Annotated in this window: 16 protein-coding genes; 6 read left to right on the forward strand and 10 right to left on the reverse strand. The window is 42.1% G+C overall.

Translation table 11 applies throughout. The features are described 5' to 3' along the window. The first annotated feature begins 33 nt into the window (after nucleotides 1-33). Nucleotides 34-462, forward strand: coding sequence for a hypothetical protein (locus PHU20_RS03290; RefSeq protein ID WP_274823913.1), 429 nt, complete (start codon nucleotides 34-36; stop codon nucleotides 460-462). On the opposite strand, the gene PHU20_RS03295 is transcribed toward PHU20_RS03290, so the two are convergent. The 6 genes from PHU20_RS03295 to PHU20_RS03320 all read right to left on the reverse strand — a co-directional run bounded on the left by PHU20_RS03295 (nucleotide 459) and on the right by PHU20_RS03320 (nucleotide 9,363). Continuing rightward, complete coding sequence (locus PHU20_RS03295; protein ID WP_338040870.1) at nucleotides 459-1,298, reverse strand: universal stress protein; 840 nt, start codon at nucleotides 1,296-1,298, stop codon at nucleotides 459-461. The two genes, PHU20_RS03290 and PHU20_RS03295, sit on opposite strands and share 4 nt — an antisense overlap. A gap of 30 nt (nucleotides 1,299-1,328) precedes the next feature. After that, nucleotides 1,329-1,628: a ribosome hibernation-promoting factor, HPF/YfiA family gene (gene hpf, locus PHU20_RS03300; protein ID WP_274823914.1), complete on the reverse strand. Its 300-nt coding sequence runs from the start codon at nucleotides 1,626-1,628 to the stop codon at nucleotides 1,329-1,331. 148 nt (nucleotides 1,629-1,776) lie between these two features. Continuing rightward, complete coding sequence (locus PHU20_RS03305; RefSeq protein ID WP_274823915.1) at nucleotides 1,777-2,625, reverse strand: sterol desaturase family protein; 849 nt, start codon at nucleotides 2,623-2,625, stop codon at nucleotides 1,777-1,779. A gap of 214 nt (nucleotides 2,626-2,839) precedes the next feature. After that, complete coding sequence (locus PHU20_RS03310) at nucleotides 2,840-4,873, reverse strand: transketolase family protein (protein WP_274823916.1); 2,034 nt, start codon at nucleotides 4,871-4,873, stop codon at nucleotides 2,840-2,842. Between the two features lie 428 nt (nucleotides 4,874-5,301). Beyond that, the gene (locus PHU20_RS03315) at nucleotides 5,302-8,118 is read right to left on the reverse strand and encodes a TonB-dependent receptor (protein ID WP_274823917.1); all 2,817 of its coding nucleotides are present in this window, start codon (nucleotides 8,116-8,118) and stop codon (nucleotides 5,302-5,304) included. A 168-nt stretch (nucleotides 8,119-8,286) separates the two neighbouring features. Next, nucleotides 8,287-9,363, reverse strand: a complete 1,077-nt coding sequence (locus PHU20_RS03320; protein WP_274823918.1) for an aldose epimerase family protein — start codon at nucleotides 9,361-9,363, stop codon at nucleotides 8,287-8,289. Nucleotides 9,364-9,876: 513 nt separating this feature from the next. Here PHU20_RS03320 and PHU20_RS03325 point away from each other — a divergent pair. The 4 genes from PHU20_RS03325 to PHU20_RS03340 are packed head-to-tail and all read left to right on the forward strand — an operon-like array spanning nucleotide 9,877 to nucleotide 14,668. Continuing rightward, nucleotides 9,877-11,295 carry a TolC family protein gene (locus tag PHU20_RS03325; protein ID WP_274823919.1) on the forward strand — a complete coding sequence of 473 codons (1,419 nt, stop codon included), beginning with the start codon at nucleotides 9,877-9,879 and terminating at the stop codon, nucleotides 11,293-11,295. 8 nt (nucleotides 11,296-11,303) lie between these two features. After that, on the forward strand, nucleotides 11,304-12,278 hold the full coding sequence (locus PHU20_RS03330; RefSeq protein ID WP_274823920.1) for an HlyD family secretion protein: 975 nt from the start codon (nucleotides 11,304-11,306) through the stop codon (nucleotides 12,276-12,278). A 6-nt stretch (nucleotides 12,279-12,284) separates the two neighbouring features. After that, complete coding sequence (locus PHU20_RS03335) at nucleotides 12,285-13,472, forward strand: ABC transporter permease (protein WP_274823921.1); 1,188 nt, start codon at nucleotides 12,285-12,287, stop codon at nucleotides 13,470-13,472. Beyond that, a complete protein-coding gene (locus PHU20_RS03340; protein ID WP_274823922.1) occupies nucleotides 13,469-14,668 on the forward strand; it encodes an ABC transporter permease in 1,200 nt (399 codons plus the stop codon). The genes PHU20_RS03335 and PHU20_RS03340 overlap by 4 nt, the downstream gene beginning before the upstream one ends. Nucleotides 14,669-14,856: 188 nt before the next feature. On the opposite strand, the gene PHU20_RS03345 is transcribed toward PHU20_RS03340, so the two are convergent. From PHU20_RS03345 to PHU20_RS03360, 4 genes are all read right to left on the reverse strand, one after another. Beyond that, nucleotides 14,857-15,759: an outer membrane beta-barrel protein gene (locus tag PHU20_RS03345; RefSeq protein ID WP_274823923.1), complete on the reverse strand. Its 903-nt coding sequence runs from the start codon at nucleotides 15,757-15,759 to the stop codon at nucleotides 14,857-14,859. 306 nt (nucleotides 15,760-16,065) lie between these two features. Next, entirely contained in the window at nucleotides 16,066-18,165 is a 2,100-nt protein-coding gene (gene glgX, locus PHU20_RS03350) for a glycogen debranching protein GlgX (RefSeq protein WP_274823924.1), read from the reverse strand. Between the two features lie 16 nt (nucleotides 18,166-18,181). Further along, complete coding sequence (locus PHU20_RS03355) at nucleotides 18,182-19,345, reverse strand: alpha-amylase family glycosyl hydrolase (protein WP_274823925.1); 1,164 nt, start codon at nucleotides 19,343-19,345, stop codon at nucleotides 18,182-18,184. Continuing rightward, a complete protein-coding gene (locus tag PHU20_RS03360; protein ID WP_274823926.1) occupies nucleotides 19,342-21,162 on the reverse strand; it encodes a pyruvate kinase in 1,821 nt (606 codons plus the stop codon). Before PHU20_RS03360 ends, PHU20_RS03355 begins: the two co-directional genes overlap by 4 nt. Before the next feature lie 726 nt (nucleotides 21,163-21,888). Between PHU20_RS03360 and PHU20_RS03365 the strand changes: the two genes are divergently transcribed. Continuing rightward, nucleotides 21,889-22,701 carry an FRG domain-containing protein gene (locus PHU20_RS03365; protein ID WP_274823927.1) on the forward strand — a complete coding sequence of 271 codons (813 nt, stop codon included), beginning with the start codon at nucleotides 21,889-21,891 and terminating at the stop codon, nucleotides 22,699-22,701. Nucleotides 22,702-22,838: the final 137 nt, after the last annotated feature.

Below are 22,838 nucleotides of genomic sequence, written 5' to 3' on the forward strand. Positions count from 1 at the left end.
TCCTGTACCACAATATTTAAGGCTATACTTAACATGGAAAAAACGACTACTTCGGAAATCATGAATACGAGTAAGGAGCAACTTTATTATCACCTGGGGTTACTATTTTACGCCATTGCGATCGCGGACAAAAAAATCCATGAAAAAGAATTTGAAAAATTCAAAACCCTTTTAAGGCAAAAGTGGTTGCACTATCCCGGATATGATAAAACTACGAACAAAAACAACGCTTTGGAATTGTATAATGCCTTTATCAAAATGCAAGACCTGGAAACCGGGAGCACTGAAAGCTTTGAGCGTTTTCGAAAATACTTTCTTAAGAACACACCGCTCTTTACGCAAGAACTAAGGGCCTTTATTTGGGAAACCGCCCAAGCGATAGCTACCTCCAATGCCCAGAAAAACAAATCGGAATTGATGGTTTTGGCCAAGCTGGGGATGCTATTGCAAAGCACCACCTAAACTTTGAACGTGATCACCGGAAGGTCTGCGTGATTGGCAATATCTTCCCCGATACTCCCTTTAAAAAAGTGCGCAAGTCCTTTTCTTCCCTGTGTGGGCAAGGCAATGATATCGGCCCCTATGGTTTCGGCATAATTATAGATCCCCTGTTCGATACTATAGTCATTCAAAATAACGATATTATCCTTTGCAGGAACCTTATTAAGGTGGGCCTTACCCATGAAACCGGCTATTTGGCCTTCTATCTCCTCAGTACTCTTGAAATATTGATTAGGACGGTTAATGTAGACTTTATGGACTTCCACATCCAACCTATTAAAGAATTTCATGGCTTTTTTATACACCTCTATATGGTCTAGGCTAAAATCACTCGCAAATACCGCTTTCTTTAAATTAAAATCGGCTCTCTTCTTTTTTATGACAAGAACCGGGACCACACAATTACGGATTACCTTTTCGGTATTGGAACCAACAAAAAGACCGCTAAGGCCCGATGTCCCATGGGAACCCATTACCACAAGGTCTATGTCGTGCTCTTTTACGATATTGTTTATTTCATAAAAATCCTTGTAATTCTGAACAATCTCATTCTTTTTTATCCCTTTAAGGTAGGGCTTGTCCAAAAAATCCATAAATCTTTTCTTCGCCAATTTCATGTAGTATTGGGCTTCCATGAATTCTTGGGCATCATCTTTTGTCAAAAATGCTTCAGAAAGGCCCAGCATGTGCAATAAGATCAGATCCGCTTTGAATTTATGGGCCAACTGGGCCGCAACTTCCAGAGCATTTTCAGAAAATTCAGAAAAGTCGACAGGTACAAGTATTTTGTTCATCATTTACCGGTTTTATGTCCAAGTAACCAATACTCAGCGTTTGTTCATAATGGCTTTTCGCTTGTTCAATTGTTTTTCAAGATCCTTGATCGTATTCGCCGCGGCCTTTTCAAAATCATCTTCATTGGAACGTGCAAAAATCCTGGGACCGGGGGCACTGAGTTCCATTTCACATATTTTACCCTTTCCTGAAGGATCATTCTCTTTTTTAAAATGGACTTCTGCCCTAATGACCCATTCGAATTTACCGGCGAGCCGATTTAATTTGGAAGTTATTAGATCATTCATCGCTTCACTTGTAGGCATTTGAACATATTGAATGTTGATCGTCATATTATTCTAGTTTAAGATTTAACATAAAGCTATTGTTATTCATTACGTAAAACCATGATAAATATCATTAGATAATCCTTATTTAATAATAGTATTCAAAGACATTCATCCTAATGGTCCTATGGTTAATTTGATATGGTCTTGTGTATTACCCCTTCTCGCTTACCATATCGGGTTGGGTATCCGTATGTACCTTTTGATATAAGAACGGAACTTTCATTTGATACCCTATATCATTGGCCTTCTCCTTATCCAAAATATCCAGGCCATAGACGATATTTTTCGTATCGTGATAGACGAAGGTTCCAAAAACCCTATCCCAGAGAGAGAAAATATTCCCATAATTGGTATCGGTCCATGGCATTTCGTGATGGTGGTGGAACTTATGTGTGTTCGGAGAAATAAACACCAAACTAATGGCCTTGTCCAACGCATGGGGCAATCGGATATTGGCATGTGAAAAATAGGTGAACAGTATGGTCATTACGCGATACACCAGATAATAGGCCAATGGCAAGCCTGCGATTACGATGGCAAACAGCGCAAAGATTTCCCTTATCAAATAGTCGATAGGATGATGACGTGTACCCGACGTTACATCTACATGGGTATCGCTATGGTGCACCATGTGAAAACGCCACATGAACTTCACTTTGTGCAACATGAAATGTACCACATATTGGGCCATAAAATCCAATACCATTATGGCCACAATCAGTTCTATCCATACCGGCCAATCGATGAGGTTCAACAAACCGAACTTACTTATTTCGAGCCAATGGAATATCCCTACCGTAGCCAGACCGAACAGGACGTTTATTGCAATGGAGGTAGCAAGTAATATTAAATTCGGCCGGGCATGTTCCCATTTCCCATAATTGAATTTCCGAAGGGGATAAACCCCTTCCAACAACCAAAAAACCATTAGGAGACCAACAATCCAAATCAGTTTTTGAATACTGGTCAGGTGGGCAAAAAAGTCAATGAATGCATCCATACTCCATTTCCTGTTTTTTTTAACGAATAACTAAATTTTAACGTCAATATACATCAAAATAACAAAAAACGACACGATTTACCACATCATTAACAACTACCCTTAAATGTCCCCAAAAATATACCGGCCACGACAGAAAGGACCCAGATCAAAATAAAAAGCGGTTTGGGTACCTGACCCAAACCGCTTTATTTTAAAATCATTCAATTCTCGGTTACTTGTTCAAAAAGTCGAGGACTTCATGGTACACTTTCTCTCCCGTGAACCCGAATTTATCGTCCAACACCTTTGCCGGTGCAGAATATCCGAAATGATCCAATCCGAAAACCTTACCATTTTCCCCTACCAAAGCCTCTAAGTTCACCGGCAATCCTGCAGTAAGTCCAAAAACAGGAACTCCTTCAGGAATCACACTGGTTTGGTACGCTTTTGATTGCAATCTGAAGACTCCTTCGGAAGGAATTGAAGCAATACTGATTTTCAAATCCTGTTTTTCTTCCAGCAATTCGGCAGCCTCTATCAAGGTGGATACTTCCGACCCATTGGCTACGAAGACCACATCCGGATTTGGGGTTTCCTTTACGAGATATCCTCCCTTTTCAGCCCCTAAAGCTTCGGCATACCTAGATCCCGATTTTGCAGGTACATCTTTGATGCCCTGTCTTGAAAGTATCAAGCCGGTCGGGGTCTTTTTATTTTCCATAGCCATTTTCCAAGCCACACTTGTTTCTTGGGAATCAGCAGGGCGCAATGCAACAAAACTCGAATCCCCACTGTGGTTTTTCAATTTTTCCAACAAACGTATTTGCGCCTCTTGTTCGATGGGCTGGTGCGTTGGTCCGTCTTCCCCTACCCTAAAGGCATCATGGGTCCATACGAACTTAACCGGCAATTCTTGGATACAGCTCAACCTGATGGCCGGTTTCATATAATCGGAGAAAACAAAGAACGTTGCTACCACAGGGATTACACCCCCGTGAAGGGCAATACCGTTGGCAATCGACGCCATGGTCAATTCCGCTACCCCGGCCTGTAAAAAGGCTCCCGAGAAATCCCCTTTTTTCAAGGCTTTTGATTTCTTTAGGAAACCATCGGTTTTATCACTATTGGATAAATCCGCAGAGGACACGATCATATTCTCCACATTCTCTGCCAGATAGGCCAAGACATTTGAAGAAGCCGCCCTCGTGGCCAATCCGTCTTTATGGACAACAGATCCAAAATCGAGCGCTGGCAATTCACCGGAAAGGAAAAGATCCAATTTATCGGCCAATTCACTATGTTCTTTTCTCCAGGCATCGATCTCACTCTTTTTCACTTTGGCATCGGCTTTCTTCTTTTCCAGAATATCCGAATAGAACGCTTTTACCTCTGGTAGTATCTCAAAAGGTTCGCTGGGGTTTACACCCAAGTTCAGAAGTGTCTTTTCATAATCCGCACCGGTATGCCCGATAGGCTGGCCGTGCAGTTCGCAATGACCTTCGAACATACTGCCGTCTGCCGTTACGCAACCTTTACCCATTATGGTTTTTCCTATGATCAACGTGGGTTTTTCGGTCTCGGCGTTTGCCTCGGTCAATGCCTTTCTAATCGCATCGTGGTCATGACCATCGATAGTGATTACCTTCCATCCCCAAGCCTTATATTTCATTTCGGTATCCTCAGTGGTCACCTCATCGGTCATTGTGGATAATTGTACATCATTGGAATCATAGAACATGATGAAATTATTCAACCCTAAATGCCCGGCAATCCTACCTGCTCCTTGTGAAATCTCCTCTTGTACGCCTCCATCGGAAATGAACCCATATACTTTATGGTTCATCCAATCCCCAAAACGGGCCTGAAGGAATTTTGAAGCTATAGCCGCCCCAATACCCATGGTATGGCCTTGTCCTAACGGACCGGACGTATTTTCGATACCTCTAGCCACATCCACTTCTGGGTGGCCAGGGGTATTGGAACCCCATTGTCTAAAGTTGGAAACGTCGTCTTTCGAATAATTCCCCAACAAATAATATTGTGCATACATCAAAGTGGACAAATGACCGGCATCCATAAAGAAACGGTCCCTGAACGGCCAAGTCATATCACTTGGGTCAAAGTTGAAAAATTCTGAATATAAAATGTGCATGAAATCGGCACCTCCCATTGGCCCTCCAGGATGGCCAGAATTCGCCTTTTCAACCATTGCTACTGCCAAAGCCCTAATATTATCAGCCGATTGCAGATTAATTTCTTTGTTCATTCGATGTTTTTTCTAAGAGTTATCAGTTTGTCTTTTAAATTAAATTTTCGCTAAAAAAAATTCAGACAAATCTACCTTTTTTTATTGTTTTTTAGTTTACCAAGACCGGAAAAACTATTTACAAAGATATCCACATCAAAAACCTCATAGTGCCACTTTAGGGATAGCCCTTGTTTTTATTGTATTTCCGATCTTTCTTCCTGGGTTTTTACGATCATATAACGATTTCGTATTTATGGAAACACAGGCTCTGGAAAGGAATAAACGATACCTTTTCAAAATGACATAAATAACGGCAAACATGGTTGTTATGGCATTTGTAAACGGTTTGGACACACCCCTTACTGGGGTTCAAAAATTATCATGAACGCTAATTCTTGAACTCCGAAAACGTAGTTGATTTTCGCTAGATCCGAAAAAGTAGGGACTCAGAACTTATAATCCAAAGTCAAATAGGAGCCTCTCGGCAGTACGGGAAATACTATAAAACTTGCATCAGGGTTGGCTTGAATATATGCTGCAGTAGCGGAATTGGCACTCGCACCAAAACTATTCGGCCCAGCGAAATTGGCAAGCCCCGCTGAATTGAACAGATTGGTCACTTCCAGGTTCGCTGAAAGGTTCTCGATGATCTCAACACCGATCCCCATATTAAAAATACTATAGGCCGGTAATTGAAACGTATTTGCAACATTTCCTTGCCGTTCGCCCATAAACTGCCATTTGTAAAAGCCACTCCATCGTTCCTTATGATAGTTAACCCCTAAATTGAACCTTAGGGCCGGATTAAATGCCAATTCGTTATCGGAATAATCCAAAATACCATCATCGGCCATATCCACGGTACCTGCAGCATCATAGACCGTCCATTTCGTGGCTTTTGCATTTTGGACCACCCCATTAAAGGTAAAGGCCAAATTCAATAAAGGTGAATAGGCACTTTCCCATTCCATACCAATGGTACGCGTATCATTGACTTGGACCGGGGCATAAAATACGCTTCCCGCTTCGGAGTCAAATTGAAAATCCGCAATTCCCACATTCTTTAATTGGCTCCAGAAAACCGTTCCAATGGCAGAAAATTGTCGGGTATGTCCTTTAAAACCCAGTTCGAGTTGGTTTATTTTCTGAACTTCCCCTTTTTGATTTATGGGCACCCCTGAAAAATTATTGAAATAGTAATTCATTTCCGGAGCCTTGTTGCCCGATGAAAAACGGCTAAAAACATCCATCTGTTCATTTACCGTATAATTCAATGCCGTAGAAAAAGATAGGTAGTCATATTTAAAATCGAAGGAGTCCCGTTCTCCGGAGGACATTAGAATACCGTTATCGTATTCGGTAGTTGCATTACCATCATATCCTCCTTCATTTTCATAAGGGATTGCTTGATCCTTTCCTCCCTTATGCGCGATATATTCATATCGAATCCCCAAATCCAATTGCATATGTTCACTGAATTCCCAGAGATCATTCACGAAAAATGCCGTCTGATCAATATCGGCCTGGGCGTTGTCAAAGAACAACCCCCCGTAATTGCTCAACCCATTTGAATCCGACAAATCGAGCACAGGTTGGTCCGGATTTTCAAGGGTTACCTGCAACATACGTGGATTGGCCTCATAGGTCACAAAACCAAAGCTGCCTTGTGTAAATAGGGAAGTGCTCGCCCTTCCGAAATCCATCCCAAAATTAAGGTCATGATCCTCCATTACCTTTCTGAGGGTAAAATTGTTCATCCATTCATCGCTACGGTTCTGTTTTAACCAAGCCGCTATCCCCATGATCCCATCATAGGGCAATGTACCCGACCCAACATATTGAAAAGGCTCCCCAATTAAGATCCAGCTATTGTCCACACGTGCCATTTCAACCCCCGAAACCGCATCTTTGAAAACCACTTCACCAATAGGAAATTGGGCTCCGGAAATAAAATAAGCCAATGGATCGTTCAAAGAGACATAAGCATTACTGATGGAAGTCTGCCAATTCGCATTCTTGTGTGAATATTTCAGATTGAAGCTGAAAGACCATTCTTTACCCAAATCCTGTAACAAAGCCGCTCCGAAGGCCTTATCCTGGGCATGAACCCCTTGTGAAGGGTCGAAAAGGTTCGTTCCCCCACCATCCAAATTCCTCCCGTCGGGTACATTTGCCGTAAATGCAGGCATAAGTAAAGCCGTTGTATTGAAATCCTGACCAAAGGCCGCTACGGGATCGTCCCAATTGGTCGCAGCCACCCCTGTATATCTATTCGTAAAATCATCCAGGAATTTTCCATAAAACTTGACAAACCCCTTTTTGTGTTTCTTCAGTAGGTTGAACCTCAATTGTCCACCCTTGCTAAACGTGAAATCGGTATTGCGGGCCCCTTCATCCTTTCGATAATGTCCACCCACATTATAAAACCAATCCTTCCCCAACGGACCGCTAACCCGACCATCAATTCTGGCCATTGGATTATTTTCCCCCTGGAGTCCCCCTTGAAGCCTGACTTCCCCTCCAAAAATATCGTTAGGGCCTTTGGATATGAAATTATATATTCCTCCAGGCGCATTGGGTGCCGTAATTGCCGCACTACCCCCCCGAATAGCCTCGACCCTTGCCGTAAAAATATCGGTCCTATGAAAAATATCGGGGGCATAATACGAATGTTGCACCAAACCTATGGGCAGACCGTCTTCTTGAAGCGAAACATAGTACCAGCCCATGTCATCCTCAGCGGAAGCGGATATGCCCCGCGAATGGACTCTGGTAAACACTTCTCCCGCCGATGCATCGGTAAAAGTACCTGGAATGGAATTCAATAAATCTGCCGTACCCCTAAAATAGCCTTTTCCCAACCCATTTGTTTCCATGGTACTTATAGAGGTAGCAGATGAAAGCTTGCTTCGGGGTTCGAAAGAGCCGGTTACGACAACGGACTGTAAGGCCAGCACATCATCCTTCAATAATACCTGCAGTTGGACATCTTCCCCTTTTAAAACAACCGTTTCCGAATGGTTCTTTGTTCCCAAATAAGTTATGGTCAAAAGATATTCCGCAGCTTCCAGATCGGCAAATTCAAATCTACCTTGATCATCGGTGGAGGTCGAATACCCTTTCGGAAAAAGAAGAACATGTGCCCCTACATAAGGCTCCCCGTTCTCATTTTCCACTGTTCCGTTTATGCTAGACTGGCCCACTGAACTATTGTAGGCCAATAGTGATGCGAATAAAAAAAGGAGTCGTAATACCTTGGACATTATACGTTTGTCGGTTTACCCAAATATATAACATTTTGTTAATTTACCAACATCCTTCTAAAAGTAGGTCTCCTGGGTAAAAACCATGTGCCCACGTCATGGTGTAGCCGTTAGACAACTTCGACTATCGCTGTTTAAAATTAACCCTCGGCAATACGTTTACACCCCTTATTTCACATTGAATTTGAAGGAAGTCACCGTGGTATAATTTTCCCCTGGGTTCAATACGGTGGTCGGAAAATCAGGCCGATTCGGGGAATCGGGATAATGTTGTGTCTCCAAACAAAACCCACTTCTTTTGCCATATACGCCCCCACCCGGGATAGGGAGGGTGCCATCCAAAAAATTACCGGTATACAATTGCACTCCGGGTTCCGTTGTGGCTACTTCCATGGTTCTCCCCGTTTTGGGTTCAGAAACGGTCGCTACGGTACGCAATCCGGAATCTTGATCGTTCAATACCCAACAATGATCATAGCCCCCACCTTTTTCCAACTGGCCATGGTCTGCATCGATATCCTTCCCGATGGCCTTAGGCGACCTAAAATCGAACGGGGTCCCGGCTACTTTCATGAATTCGCCTGTCGGAATCAAATTTTCATCAACAGGAACAAGTTTGTCCGCATCCAAGGTAACCTCATGTTGAAGAACGGGGGTTAAAAAATCACCGGAAAGATTAAAGTAACTATGTTGTGTGAGGTTTACAACGGTAGGTTTATCCGTGATGGCCCCATAGGCTACCTCCAGGGCATTATCCTCGGTAAGTGTATACGTAACGTTACAGGTTAGATTCCCGGGAAAACCCTCTTCCATATCCTTACTAAAACAGCTAAGTTGCAATGAAACGCCCCCTCCTTTTTCACCTTCCGTCGCTTGCCATACTTTTCTATCGAAACCCTTTATACCCCCATGTAAACAATTGGGGCCATTATTGGCCGCCAAGGTATATGTAGTGCCGTTCAATTTAAATTCGGCATTCGCTATCCTATTCCCATAACGGCCCACCAAGGCACCAAAAAACGGATTCTCATTTTCATACTGTTCCAAGGTATCGAAGCCCAAGACCACATTATTGAAATCCCCATTATTATCAGGAACGGATATCCTGGTAATACGCCCTCCATAGGTTATGATATCCACTTCCATCCCGTTTTTGTTCCTTAAGGTATAAAGATCCACGGATTTATCGTCCGAAGTAATGCCGTATACCCGTTTTACAAGCGTTGCCTCCTTTTGTGCGGCCATAGTAAAGATGTTTTTTATATTCCTGATTATTCCCTGCCAACAGGCAAGACCAAAGATCGCCCCAATGGTTCACTTATAAAAGCCATTGTATGGCAAATTTCATATAATTTTGTTTTCAATATCCGCATTTTACTTAAAAACCAGTGAAAATAGGTTGTATAAACCTTTATACCGACTAATTGTATTACCCTTTGGGGCCATAATGCGACGACCCTATCCGAAAAGTCAAATTGTTTCCACTTTCTAAAAATTCCAATGAAAAAGGTAGGATTAAATACCATAGGTTCTTTAGTTGGTTACGTGTAGGATCATTCGGTTTTTTTGACAAAGGCCGAGTCATGATCCTATGGTATTTTATACTCAAAATATTATGACATAAGTCATGAATATTATTTACTTATCGTCTGATCTTTGAAAGCGAAAATCGTAATTTCACATTTTTATATTCCAATGAATCGTTGCATAAAGAAATTATCCCACCCCCAATTCACAACAATTCTGTATTTATTGGTCATGGTTGCATTTACAACTCATGTAAACGGACAGGAACAGGAAATAAGTATTGCAGAGGCATTAGACTTAAGCTACAGGAACAACGAGCAGATCAAGCGTTATTCGGAACGTGTAAAACAGAAAATCTACGAGGACAAGGCAGCAAAAGGAAATTTTCTTCCTTCCATCAGCCTGATGGGGGGATACACCTATTTTAGTGAAAACATTGAGATGAACTCTTCCCAAATGTCAAGTTCATTAGACGAATTAGGAGGTCTGTACAGTGCGGCATTTGTGGAGGCTTATGGGGATCAGATCGGATTATCGGACGTGAGTGCCGAAAGCGCCTATAGCACAATGGTCAGTGTCCTAGGGCAATTTCCGGATTATTCCAATATGGTCATAGACAACCAGGAATTCCTTACGGCAGCCCTTACCGCCACGCAACCCTTGTTCACGGGTGGAAAGATCATTGCTGCAAAAAAGTACGCCAAAGCGGAACTACAATCGGCAGACATAGCGCTTAATCAGGTAAAGGATGAAATTGCCAACGAACTCATTGAACGGTATTTGAACGTCGTGCTATTGCAACAGGTCATTAAAGTACGGCAACAAATTTATGAAGGCATGCTTAAACATAAGGAACAGGCCGAACGGGCCATCCAATTGGAGATCCTACCCAAACATGTCCTATTACGGGCACAAGTGGCGGTTGCCGATGCTGAAAAGGATCTTGACAATGAGCGTAATAAAATGCAATTGGCAGAAATGGCTTTGCGGGCTACCATGAATCTACCGGACTCAATTCAGTTCAAGGTAATGGACAGTCTGGCATACCGGGACGTTTACCTTGATTTTGATGCCCTACTCAACAAAGCCTATACACAGCAGCCCATACTCGAGTTGATAGAACAGAAAGAGGTAATGGCCAAACAAGCCCATGCCATTGAGAAAGCGAAGTTCATGCCCAATGTCGCGGCTTTCGGCAGTTATAATATGTTTCGGGAAGACTTAACCGTAATTCCCCCTAAATTCATTGTAGGGGTACAAGCGGAAATCAATATTTTCAATGGTTTTAAGGATGTGAACAATTTAAAGGCCAGTAAGCATTTACAAAAGGAAGTGGAAAATGCAAAAGAATATGCCAACCAGCAAATTCTCCTTTTGGTCAAGAGCAACTATACCAATGCCCTGAACCAACAGAAATTATATAAAAGCCATATGACCACTGTTGCACTGGCCAAGGAAAACCTTAGAATAAACAAGCGACGCTTTGAAGAAGGCCTTGGCAAATCCATCGATGTTATCGATGCTTCCCTATTATTTGAAAAATCGAAAGTAGAGCAATTGGTAGCCTTGGACGGTTATTATAAAGCCATCGCCAACCTATATACCGCGATTGGGGAACCAGAAAATATAATTCAAATCTTAAGTAAATAAGTTCGACCGTGAAAAAATCATCCATAACCTTAGGTATACCTTTACTGATCATCCTGTTTTCAATTGTATTCTTTATCGTTCGTGCCAATATCCCCAAACCCGAAATTTACTCGGGGATACTGGAAACCACAGAGGTCAATGTGTCTTCGGAGATTGCCGGCAGGGTGCATACCATCGTAATTGAAAAAGGACAGACCGTAGAAAAGGGACAGGTATTGGCCACTCTGGAGCCCGATATACTCGATGCGAAAAAAGGGCAGGCAGAAGGCATGGTCAAAGCAGCCCGCTCCTTGGTCGACAAAGCCGAATTCGGCGCGCGGACGGAGGAAATAAATGCCCTGAAAAACCAATACCAAATGGCGAAAAGCCAGTTCGACTTTGCCGAAAAAACATATCAAAGGTATCAAGCCTTATATGCCGACCACATCATTTCAAAACAGGAGATGGACGAGCTCCAATTTAAATATGACGCAGCAAAAGAACAGATGAATGCGGCGAAATCCATTTGGGAAATGGCAAAAAGTGGGGCAAGAAAGGAAGATATCAAAGCGGCCTATGGCAGTTATGAAAGTGCAAAAGGGGCTTATAAAGAAGTTGAGGCCTTTTACGATGAACTGCAAATTACCGCCCCAACTTCCGGAATAATAAGCAATCAAATAGCCGAGGAGGGAGAAGTGATGGCTGCCGGGTATCCTATCGTTACCATACAAAGGCCGGAAAAAATATATGCCATCTTCAATATTAGGGAAGATAAACTGGCAGATTTCAAAATGGATCAAACGCTTAAGGCCAAGGTACCCGGATTGGGTAATGAGGAAGTAACATTTAAAGTAACCTTTATCTCCCCAATGGCCGATTTCGCCACCTGGGTACCCGTAAAGGCCAAAGGCCAATATGAGCTAAAGACCTTTGAAGTGCACCTTAAACCCCAAGAGCGTATAGCGGAATTGCGTCCTGGCATGTCCATTCAGATATACAAATAAGCCGTTATGCTAAAGACATGGCCTGTATATCGTGTATTTAAGCGGGAGTTGCTGCGATTGGCTCAGCAAAAATCGATAAGGAACCTTTTTATAATCATCCCTATCGTGGTATTCCTGGTTTTGGGGGCCATTTACTATAAAGGAGCTTTAAGGGAGGTCCCAATAGCCGTTTACGATAACGACAACAGTACCCTAAGCCGTACTTATATTCGATTTTTGGAGTCCTCCCCCAACCTTAAGGTCACTACCTATTTATCGGCTACCGATGCCATTGAGAATGCCTTTGTGGAGAAAGATGTACAAGGGGTGTTTTATATCCCAAAGGATTTCTATAAGGATATTCTAAAAAACGCACCGACACAGGTTCGGATTTATACGAATTCGACCAATATTGTATTCGGAAACCTTTTATATAAATCCGCGGTGGAAGTAACACAAAGTCTGAGCGGTGCCATCGTTGCGAAAAGAATGGCCCCTCTAGGCATCAATCCGAACAAAATTTTGGGAACGGTCCTCCCCATAGCCATCAATACCAGGGTATTGGGAAATCCCCAATACAACTATGTTTATTATTTACTTCCCGGATTGACGACCGTTTTGCTACAAATGATCCTATTTCTTGCCGCATCCAGGGCTTTCAACCATGAATGGAAAAAAAATACCTACTCCCAATTATTCTCCCTCTCCGAAGGTAGCATTACTGCGATGTTATTGGGTAAATATTTTGCTTTTATGGTCTATGGCCTAAGTCTGTGTGGTTTGATATTCGCTATTATTTTTCCGATTTTCGGAATTCCCATATACGGAAACCTTATGCACCTATTGGCCTTGGTATTGCTTTTTATCAGTGCCAATATCTTACTGGGATTCGGACTTTCACTGATTGTCAAGGATGAGATAATTGCCCTCGATGCTGCCATTTTCTACAATTCCCCTGCTTTTATATTCAGTGGTTTCACATTTCCTATTTGGGCCATGCCTTGGTTGAATACCCTATACGCCCAAATCATACCCTATACCCATTTTTTAACGGCCTTTCTCAAACTCTATCAGATAGATACGCCTTTGAGCTTTATTTGGCCCGAAGTATGGAAACTCCTGCTATTCCTTTTATTAGGATTACTGATGATATCGATCGGACTCATTATCAATAAGAACAAAATTTTCATTTCCCAAAAGACAACCGTAGCATGAATCCAAGGCTTATATGGAAATCAGTGAAAAAGGAAGCCGAACTGGTCGTCAACGACCATAGTATCTTATTGGTACTATTGGCCGCCCCATTACTCTATTTTATATTGATGGGTTCTACCTATATAAAAAAGGATGAGGAAAAAGTAAGCATAGGGGTTGTAGATCTAGACTTGACGAAGAGCAGTAAGTCGTTTTTAAACAAGATCGATGCGACACAAAAAGTCGCTATTACGCATGCGTACACCGATCTTTCCGAAGCTAAGGACGGTTTATCCAAATTTGAAGTGCAAGGGATCGTGAGTATTCCCAAGGATTTTGAAAAAAAGCTCAAGAAAAATGAAAGCTCCCCTATTGGACTTATCTTGAACAATACAAAGTTCTTATCTTCCAATGACATCAACAAGGCGGTTAACTTGGTCGCCATGGAGTATGCCTTGGATTCACGCCAAAAGTACTTTGAATCGAATGGGATCAATCCTTCCCTTGCGGAATTAAAGGCCAATCCCATTGTTTCACAAGTGAATGCGGTGTATAACCCGACCAATAATTACGGGAACTTTTTATTACCCGTCCTATTGCTTCTTATCCTGCATCAAACCTTGCTCATTGGGCTCTCGGAAAGCGTGGCTTCGGACCGAAAAAAGCAGGTCATGCAAATTGCGTTTAAAGAAAGTAATCAAAACTTCCTTAACTATATCGTGGGTAAACTGGGCTTTTATCTATTCCTATATGCGGCCTATATGCTGTTCACTTTTTCGGTGGCTTTTCCTTATTTTGATTTACCCATACATGGCAATTTCATTACCTTATTGGCAGTATCATCAATATTCTTGACCACAACCCTTTTATATGGCTGGTTTATTTCTTCTTTTTTCAGTTCCCAAGTCATAGCCATGGAAATCATGGCCTTTACTTCGTATCCGGTATTTCTGATTACAGGGGTAACATGGTCGCTTGATCAAATGCCATTACTATTACAGTTGGTTTCCAAACTTATTCCGCTACAGCCTTTTTTCGAATTTATCAAAAGACATGCCATCATGGGAGTCGACCATCACTTGTACTCGGATTTGATCGTTCACCTACTGGTCTTATTGCTCCTAGGGTATGTCGTTGCCTTCCTTCGATTCAGTTACCTACAAAAGAAATACATGACATCGGTTAAGGATATTCCAAATTCCATCCAAGAGGGATAATCCTTTTACGCTAACGGTAAACACCCCTACCTAATTCACTGCCCAATATATAGTACAGCGCTGTTTAGAGCGATAAACAAACCATTTCCTGAAATAAATGGCCCTTCACCATATCGCAAATCAAGGAACTGGCCATGTTGAAACCGATGCTTTACTTAAAGTATGGCAACCTTTTAAAAATCGTTCTTTTAGAATGAATAACGAACTCCCAAGTTAAATCCCATTCCACTCGCATTAACATACTGGGTAGGAATTTCCCTAGGTTCGTCCTCATTGGGTTCCGTTGTTAAGCTTTCGGTATAGCTATCACTGAAAATGAATTCCTTTTCATATGTGGTAAGATCCTCCAACTGTTCACCCGAAACAAGTGATGATTGCCCATCGGTTACGGCAAAAGTGGTGTACTTCTTGATTTCTGCCGATTTACTTTTAATCGTAAAACTTTTAAACTCCCATTCCCCGAAAATGCTGAATTTATCATTGATGGGATAGGTAACTCCAAAGGCTCCCGTATATCCGACACTGAATTTGGATTTGACCTCGGATTCCGCATTTACCAGGATATCGGTACCATCACCACCCCCATCGATCTGCAACACCTCTGTATCTATGGTCAAAGTACCCCCTACGGTCAATAAAAAACCGGCCCGTAAATACGGATTCAGTTTCGGGAATTTCGGCGTTAAGTAAATGCCCGGATTTAAATCGACCCCTTCGATATAAGTAGTTGCCTTGGACTGTACCGAGGAAGTGGTCAATTGACCTACCGACGTTTCATCCCCCTTAAAATAATTAAGCCCCATCTCGGCACCAAAATAATCATTGAACATATAGCCCCCGGTCACAAAAAACTTATACCCGGCCCCTACGGTACCATTCAAAGATTCAATAGTCGCGGTACCATCGTCATTCACGGTAACTTTTGTGGATTGTTCGATTCCTGTGATACCGTTTGGATCGGTATTGTTGAATTCGGTTTTTGCAAACTCTCCGGAATAGCCACCTCCGGCCCGCACATACCAACGCTGTGCAAACATATTCGTGGTAAAAAGAAGTAAGAAAATTGTGGTGATTGGTAATAACTTTTTCATGGATTTCCTATTCAGTATTATTGATTGTTTATAACAGCATTTTATTTTGACTGCTATCTTTGGTCGGTTAAAATTTCAAGGCGCGAAAGTATTATAATTATTTCATAACGCTACCCTTTACACCATGTTTTTAACCCTTTGGAAATAATGCGCCAATTGAAAAAAAAAAGCCCATTGACATCCAAAAACAATGCTAACCCAACCTAAAAACCTAAATACCAAACCATTGCACCTTTCAAGAAATAAAATACGGACTATGTGATTTTTCTTTTAGGCTATTCGCCATACCAAGGAAATTTGGAAGAATCAAATCCTAGCATAAAAATCGGTTAGCCAAGAATCGGAAGGGGCAATGAGAAAAACCACGGATCTTGCCTTCACGGGATAAGTGTCCCCTTCAACAATTTCCGCATTTTCCAAACGGACAATATCATTTGGGGAAGGCAGGGAAGTATCGATAATGCGAAACCAATTCATCTGGTTGAAATCATTGGTGTCCGGAATCTCAAAATCCAGCTCTTCAGTATGGGCATTACATACCAGGAATAAAACGGTATCTTTTTTATCGGACCATACGGTACCTGCCAAACTATGCGATGTAAAACTCCAATCAGGCTGTCCCAAACGTACACCACTCCAATTTATTCGTCGTTTGGTCCGTAGAAATTCCATTAAAGAAAGTGTCCTATCATCCACGCTCAATTCGGTATTTAACCTAAACCCGTTCAAAACCTTGACAAATCGGTACAGGGATTCGTTTTTTTTAAGTAGGTCCCAATCGAACCAACTGATTTCATTGTCTTGGCAATAGGCATTGTTATTGCCCTTTTGCGTTCGGCGTAGCTCATCGCCCATCAAAATCATCGGCGTACCGTAGGAAAGAAGCGTAACCGCCAAATAATTCTTTATCTGCTGTTCCCTTTGCCGCTCAATGATTGGATCATCGGACGGCCCTTCTACGCCAAAATTATAACTGAGATTGTGGTCTGTGCCGTCACGGTTACCTTCCCCGTTTTCCCAATTGTGTTTTTCATTATAACTGACCAGATCATTTAAGGTAAACCCGTCGTGACAGGTAATAAAATTAATACTGGTATCTGCCGGTAGGTTCCTTTGGCCAAAAAGATCCGGGCTGGCCAGTATTCTAGAAGCAAAATTGGATATCGTTCCTTGATCTCCCCGAATAAAACTCCTTACATCGTCCCTGAACTTACCATTCCACTCTTTCCATTTGTCCCCTACAAAACTTCCCACCTGATACAGACCTGCCGCATCCCAAGCTTCGGCGATCAATTTGGTCCCAGCCAAAATGGGATCCGATTGGATTTCCCATAGAATGGGTGGATTCTGTTGGGGGTTTCCGAACTCATCCCTTGACAATACGGAGGCAAGATCGAAACGGAATCCGTCAACATGCATTTCAGAAACCCAAAAACGCAGGCTATCCAAAATCATGCGACGTGCTATGGAATGATTGGCATTGATCGTATTTCCACAACCCGAATAATCCTTATAAGCCCCTTCGGAACCAAGGATATAATAAGCCTTGTTCTCTATTCCCTTAAAGCACAACGTGGGCCCCTCCTGCCCCCCTTCAGCGGTATGGTTGTATACCACGTCGAGGATGACCTCTATGCCGGCCTTGTGCAAGGCCTTGACCATATCCCGGAATTCATCCAAAGGCCCCATAATGTCTTTTCGGGAACTATAGGCCCTATGGGGGGCAAAAAAGGAAACCGGACTATAGCCCCAATAGTTTTTTTTACCCAGTGGTGCATCTTGGTCATCAAACTGGAAGACAGGTAAGAATTCCAAAGCAGTGATCCCCAAATCTTTTAAATAGGGTATTTTTTCAATCAACCCCGCATAGGTTCCCCGCTTCTCCCCTACTATTCCTGAATTGGGATGTTGGGTAAACCCTTTGACATGCAATTCATAGATAATGGTATGTGTAAAGGAATGTCTTGGAAAGACATCATCTTCCCAGTCATAGGTACCGGTATCGACCACCACATTTTTAAGGGCACTACTTACATTGTTTCCGGGTCGGGTTGCATATTCCCGTTTATAGGCCTTAGGGATAATAACGAGCTTGCCATAAGGGTCTAGCAACACTTTTTGGGAATCAAAACGATAGCCCCGTTCCGGATTGAACGGACCATACATCCGATAGGCATAAATTTGCCCGGCTTTAAGACCTGGAACGAAAACGTGCCAATACGATTCCGTTCGATTGATTTCTTTATCGAGCGTTATCGTTTCATTGGGTTGGGCATCATCAGGATCATTGAACAACAACAGCTCCACCGCCGTACTGTTCTTTGAAAAGATACTGAAGTTGACCCCATCGGCCATGACGGATGATCCGATCGGGAAAGTCGAACCTTTTAAAATTTGCCTATTCATTTCCAAGATAAAAATGCTATCGATTTCGATATTTTGCCACCAAATTCCTGAACCCGTCTACGAATTCCATATTAATGGCGTTCCAATCGAATGGCGCCCTAACCGCTAGGTCGGAATGGGGAATTGCCGCGTTGACGGGGATTTTATTGTATTGACAATTTTCGGTCCCATAATAGAGAACTACGGGAAGATCGAGGGAAAACAACAGTTCAAAAGCCTGTAACATAACCCGGACATCCCCATTACAGAGCAATAGGAACCGATCCATGTCGTGATTATCCAAAAACGTCACCATAAAATAATCGGATGATATTTTCCCAATATGTTTTTCTATTTTAGTGTTCAGGTTTTTGTCCGATAACAGGTCGACTCCATTCCCTACCGCTTCCACGACCAAATTCCTCAACGCAAAGTCCAACACCCCATCCAATTCACGACCATATTCAAGTTGGATTTTTTCTTGGGATATCCCAAACCTTCTTTTCAGTGTTTTATGTCTCAATCCCGTGGTCTTAATCAGTTTTTTATCCAACCCTTCACACCAAACTTCCCCGATAAACACGCCTTGTGGATAACGTGCCTTCATTATTTTCCTGAATTTCTTCCAAAATTTATGTGATGGGCCTATGGCATGGTCAATTCTATATCCATCGAGACCCAAGGACATCCAATAATCGGCCACATCGATCATATAGTCCCTTGCTTCAGCATTGTCGAGGTTTATTTTGGGAAGTTCCCCAAAGTCCAAAAAACAACGATATGTGTCTGGCCAATGATCGAAAATGAACCAATCGTAATACCTGCTGTCTTTATTTTTACATGCTTCTTGAAAAAAGGGGTGTTGGTACGAACAATGGTTCGGGACAAAATCCGCAATAATATAAAGTCCTCTCTTGTGGGCTTCCTCGATCAAATTCCTCAAATCCCCTTCTGTGCCGAAATGGGGATCCACTTTTTTGAAATCAGTGATATGGTAGCCGTGGTAATTCAGTGATTCATAGAAGGGTGAAAGCCAGATTACGTTGATTCCCAAACGCTCAAGGTAATCGAGTTTCCCTAATACTCCTTTTAAATTTCCGCCGAGAAATGCAGGTTTGTTTTCCGTCTTTTCAAAGCCGTTGAACCGATCGATAAATACTTGGTAGACAATAGCTTTTTGAAACCAATCCGTCGTATTCATAACTTTTCCATCTTAGGGAGCATTTTTTGGTTTTTCTCATGGAACTGCTCCATATGGGAAAGGATTTTATTCAACAAAATAAGGACATCATTGATATACGGCCCTTTGTTCAGCATTACACATTCGGCTTTAAGGGAGGCTGTGGCATCGGTAATCTCCGCCCTGGAAGGCAAACCTTTTTTAGCGAAACTCTCTAAAACCTGGGTAGCCCAAACCACGGGAACATGGCCGGCACCGCATAAGGTCAATATTTCTTCCTGTACCTTTCCTATGGCATCCCAACCTGTTTCTACCGCAAGGTCACCACGGGCGATCATTACGCCTACATATTTAACCTTCATGGCAGAAAGAAGAATCTCAAATAGGTTATCGAAAGCGAATCGGGTCTCTATTTTTAAAATAATGCTCAATTTGTCTATCGCATTCAATTTTTCCAATTCGGCCAACAATTCCCCAACATCCTTTTTTGAATTGACAAATGAAAAATTGACCACATCGGCATGTTGTACTATAAATTCCAGATCAATCTTGTCTTTCTCTGTCAATCCGCTTATCCCCAGCATGGTATTGGGAAAGTTCATCCCTTTTTCCGCCTTTAATTTGGATCCATTTTCATTGGCGCGTACAATACGTACATCTATACGGTCCTTAAGGATACTTTCGGTACGACCTTCGATCTTACCATCATCGAATAAAATCGTATCCCCTTTCTTGATCTTATCAAAAACCTCTGGGAGTTGACACGATATACTTGCCGGTTCAACAAGTTTCCCTTCTTCATCGAATTTTGCAGGTTTGCCCAATGTACCCCCTTTCGTGATGGTTAGCATGTCGTTGGTCCGCAATAGGATCGACTTCTCAATTTCCGGTAATTCACCTACAACGCCATCCGCAATAGTACGATTCACACATTTTAAGACCATTCCGGTACGTATGTAGGACGTTTTGGTACCATGCAACAACACCTGTTGTTCACCTATTTCGACCACTTTGAATTTACGTCGCTTGTTGCGGGTATCGGTAAGGACCAGTTTATCGCCAAGTTCCAATTGTTGTAACCAATCCGAACCCACAGGCAAAGCATTAGGCTCTGACGTATCGTTAAGTTCCGGGACCAATACCAAAAGTGCGGGAAAAACCACCACCCCGCTTTCATTGCGTTTGGGACAAAACTTACGGACTTTTGGACCAGGGGTAATATTGCCTGTCCTGATTTTTGGTCCGGCAAGATCCATCGTAACCTTGACCTTTCTATTCAGGGCCTTAGCGGCCGTTTTTACATTTTGAATGATTTTCTCCCAGGTTTGGGGATTGTCATGTGCACAATTGATCCGCGCACAGTTCATCCCGTTCAACACCATGTTATGGACCATTTGGTAATCATGTGCCGCCTGGGTCGGTAGGGTTACCATTATACGAACCCTTCTTCCTTCGGAACAGGGCCCGAGTAATGCCTTGGTATGGCTGGTCAACAGCCGATTACCGTTTTTAATGGATAGCCCGGCCTTTGAATCCTTTGAAGGTTTTTCGCCGATTAAACTATAAAGGATAAACCTGGTCTTTACCAAGCTCGACATTAAATGGCCTTCTGCCTTGGCAAGCCTCGTCAATCCCAGATTCTGTAACTGCTTTTGAATAACCCGCAAATCAAACTTTCTAAAGGCATTGTAATGGATTAAATTTCTGGCGCTTTTTTGATAATCCGGATGAATCTGTTCCAAAACCGCCTCTGCATCTGCCTCTTCACCTTTTATAGCAACAATTATCGCCTCAATTTGGGTGATCAGCTCCTTAATTTTATCTTTCTTAATGTTCATCAACCAAAATTTTGAAACTTGAATTGTTAAAGTACTAATTTACGAGAGACGTTTCAACCAAATCATGACATTGATCATAATCTTTTGCCAACAATCATTTTTTCCGACTCGCCAGTGGCAATTTCATGATAATTAAGACAATAAGTACCCTTATAAGGTATGAAAACAACCTCATTTTAAGTCTTACCCCTTTATAATATTGCAATAAACGATAGTCAAAAGCAAGAATGAAACCCATTATCGGGTCTCACCTAGGCCGCCCTGAATCACTTTACCAACCATTCCCCATGTTCAAATAAGCCTCAGCACATCAAGATAAGGTTTTTTAACCGCCTATGCCCGACAAAAAATTAACTCAATTATAATACCTATTTTTAAGAAATAATATACAAATTCTGTTATTTTGATATGCTGTAAGGGCACCATGGGTTTTGGGAATTTACAGAAGAGGGTCACTGGATGTTTTCCTCGATCCATGGACTTTGGAAGCAACTAAAATTGACCATCAGACAAAAGCATCCGGCATGTTTTGGGGAAAAAGAAAATGGGTATCCATTTTCAATACCCCTTTCAAAACAAAGGGGTCATTCGCCTTCGCGAACAAATTAAGGTCAAGGTCAAATGACCGCCACGAATTGTACTTAGAAAAACCATTGAAACGGTTTTCAGGATTGAAGATAAAGATAGAGGCCTAAAAAGGTTTCAGTATAAAATTATATTAGATAAATGACAGATTTCGAGTTATTTGAGCCCAGGAATTGGATAGAACTCCAGGAATTTTTATTCAATGAAAAGGACCATAAAATAGATAGGTTCAGATCCCCTTATGCGTATAGGGGCGTTCATAACGCCGAATTCGGATTGGAGCCCAGTCTGCAAAGGATGGGAAGAAAACCCTCTAAGGTTGAGGGCACAATGATCAGAAACTTTAAGAAATACTCCCCGATAAACACCCTGACAGATGACTATAACAACCTTTGGAACTGGATTTCCTTAGGGCAACACCACGGACTTCCCACCAGACTTATCGACTGGACGCACTCCCCCAATGTAGCATTACATTTTTTAACGGAAGACATGAGTACCTATGATGTCGACGGGGCCATCTGGATGGTAAACTATATAGGACTTAGGGAACAACTGCCCGAAGAACTTAAAACGCCTATTTTCAATAAAGACATATTCTATTTCAGTTCTATGGAACTGAAACAAACGATAGGCAATTCCCTAGAGGAACTATACGATTTTTCAGATAGGAACGCAAATACCATGATATTTTTCGAACCCCCCTCCATTGATGATCGTATCATAAACCAATTCGCCCTATTCTCATTTATGTTGGATCCCGATTCCAATCCTTTGGAGTGGCTTAAAAAGCATCCCAAATATTTGAAAAAAGTGATTATCCCTTCAGGTTTAAAATGGGAAATTAGGGATAAGCTCGATCAAGCGAATATTACCGAAAGAATTATTTATCCCGGCTTGGAGGGGATTTCTAAATGGCTCAAAAGATGGTATAGCGACAAGAACAATATCTAGGGGTTTCTTGGTTTTATCGAACACCATTGTTTAAATTATTCAGCCCAATTACCCCCTTTTCTGAATGGTCTATCTTAATCCACAGCCCCTTAAAAACTGAAATCCAATGAATTGTACCCTAAAGGATTTCAATCCAG

Source organism: Maribacter polysaccharolyticus (assembly GCF_028882255.1).
In the GTDB taxonomy this organism is placed as follows: domain Bacteria; phylum Bacteroidota; class Bacteroidia; order Flavobacteriales; family Flavobacteriaceae; genus Maribacter_A; species Maribacter_A polysaccharolyticus.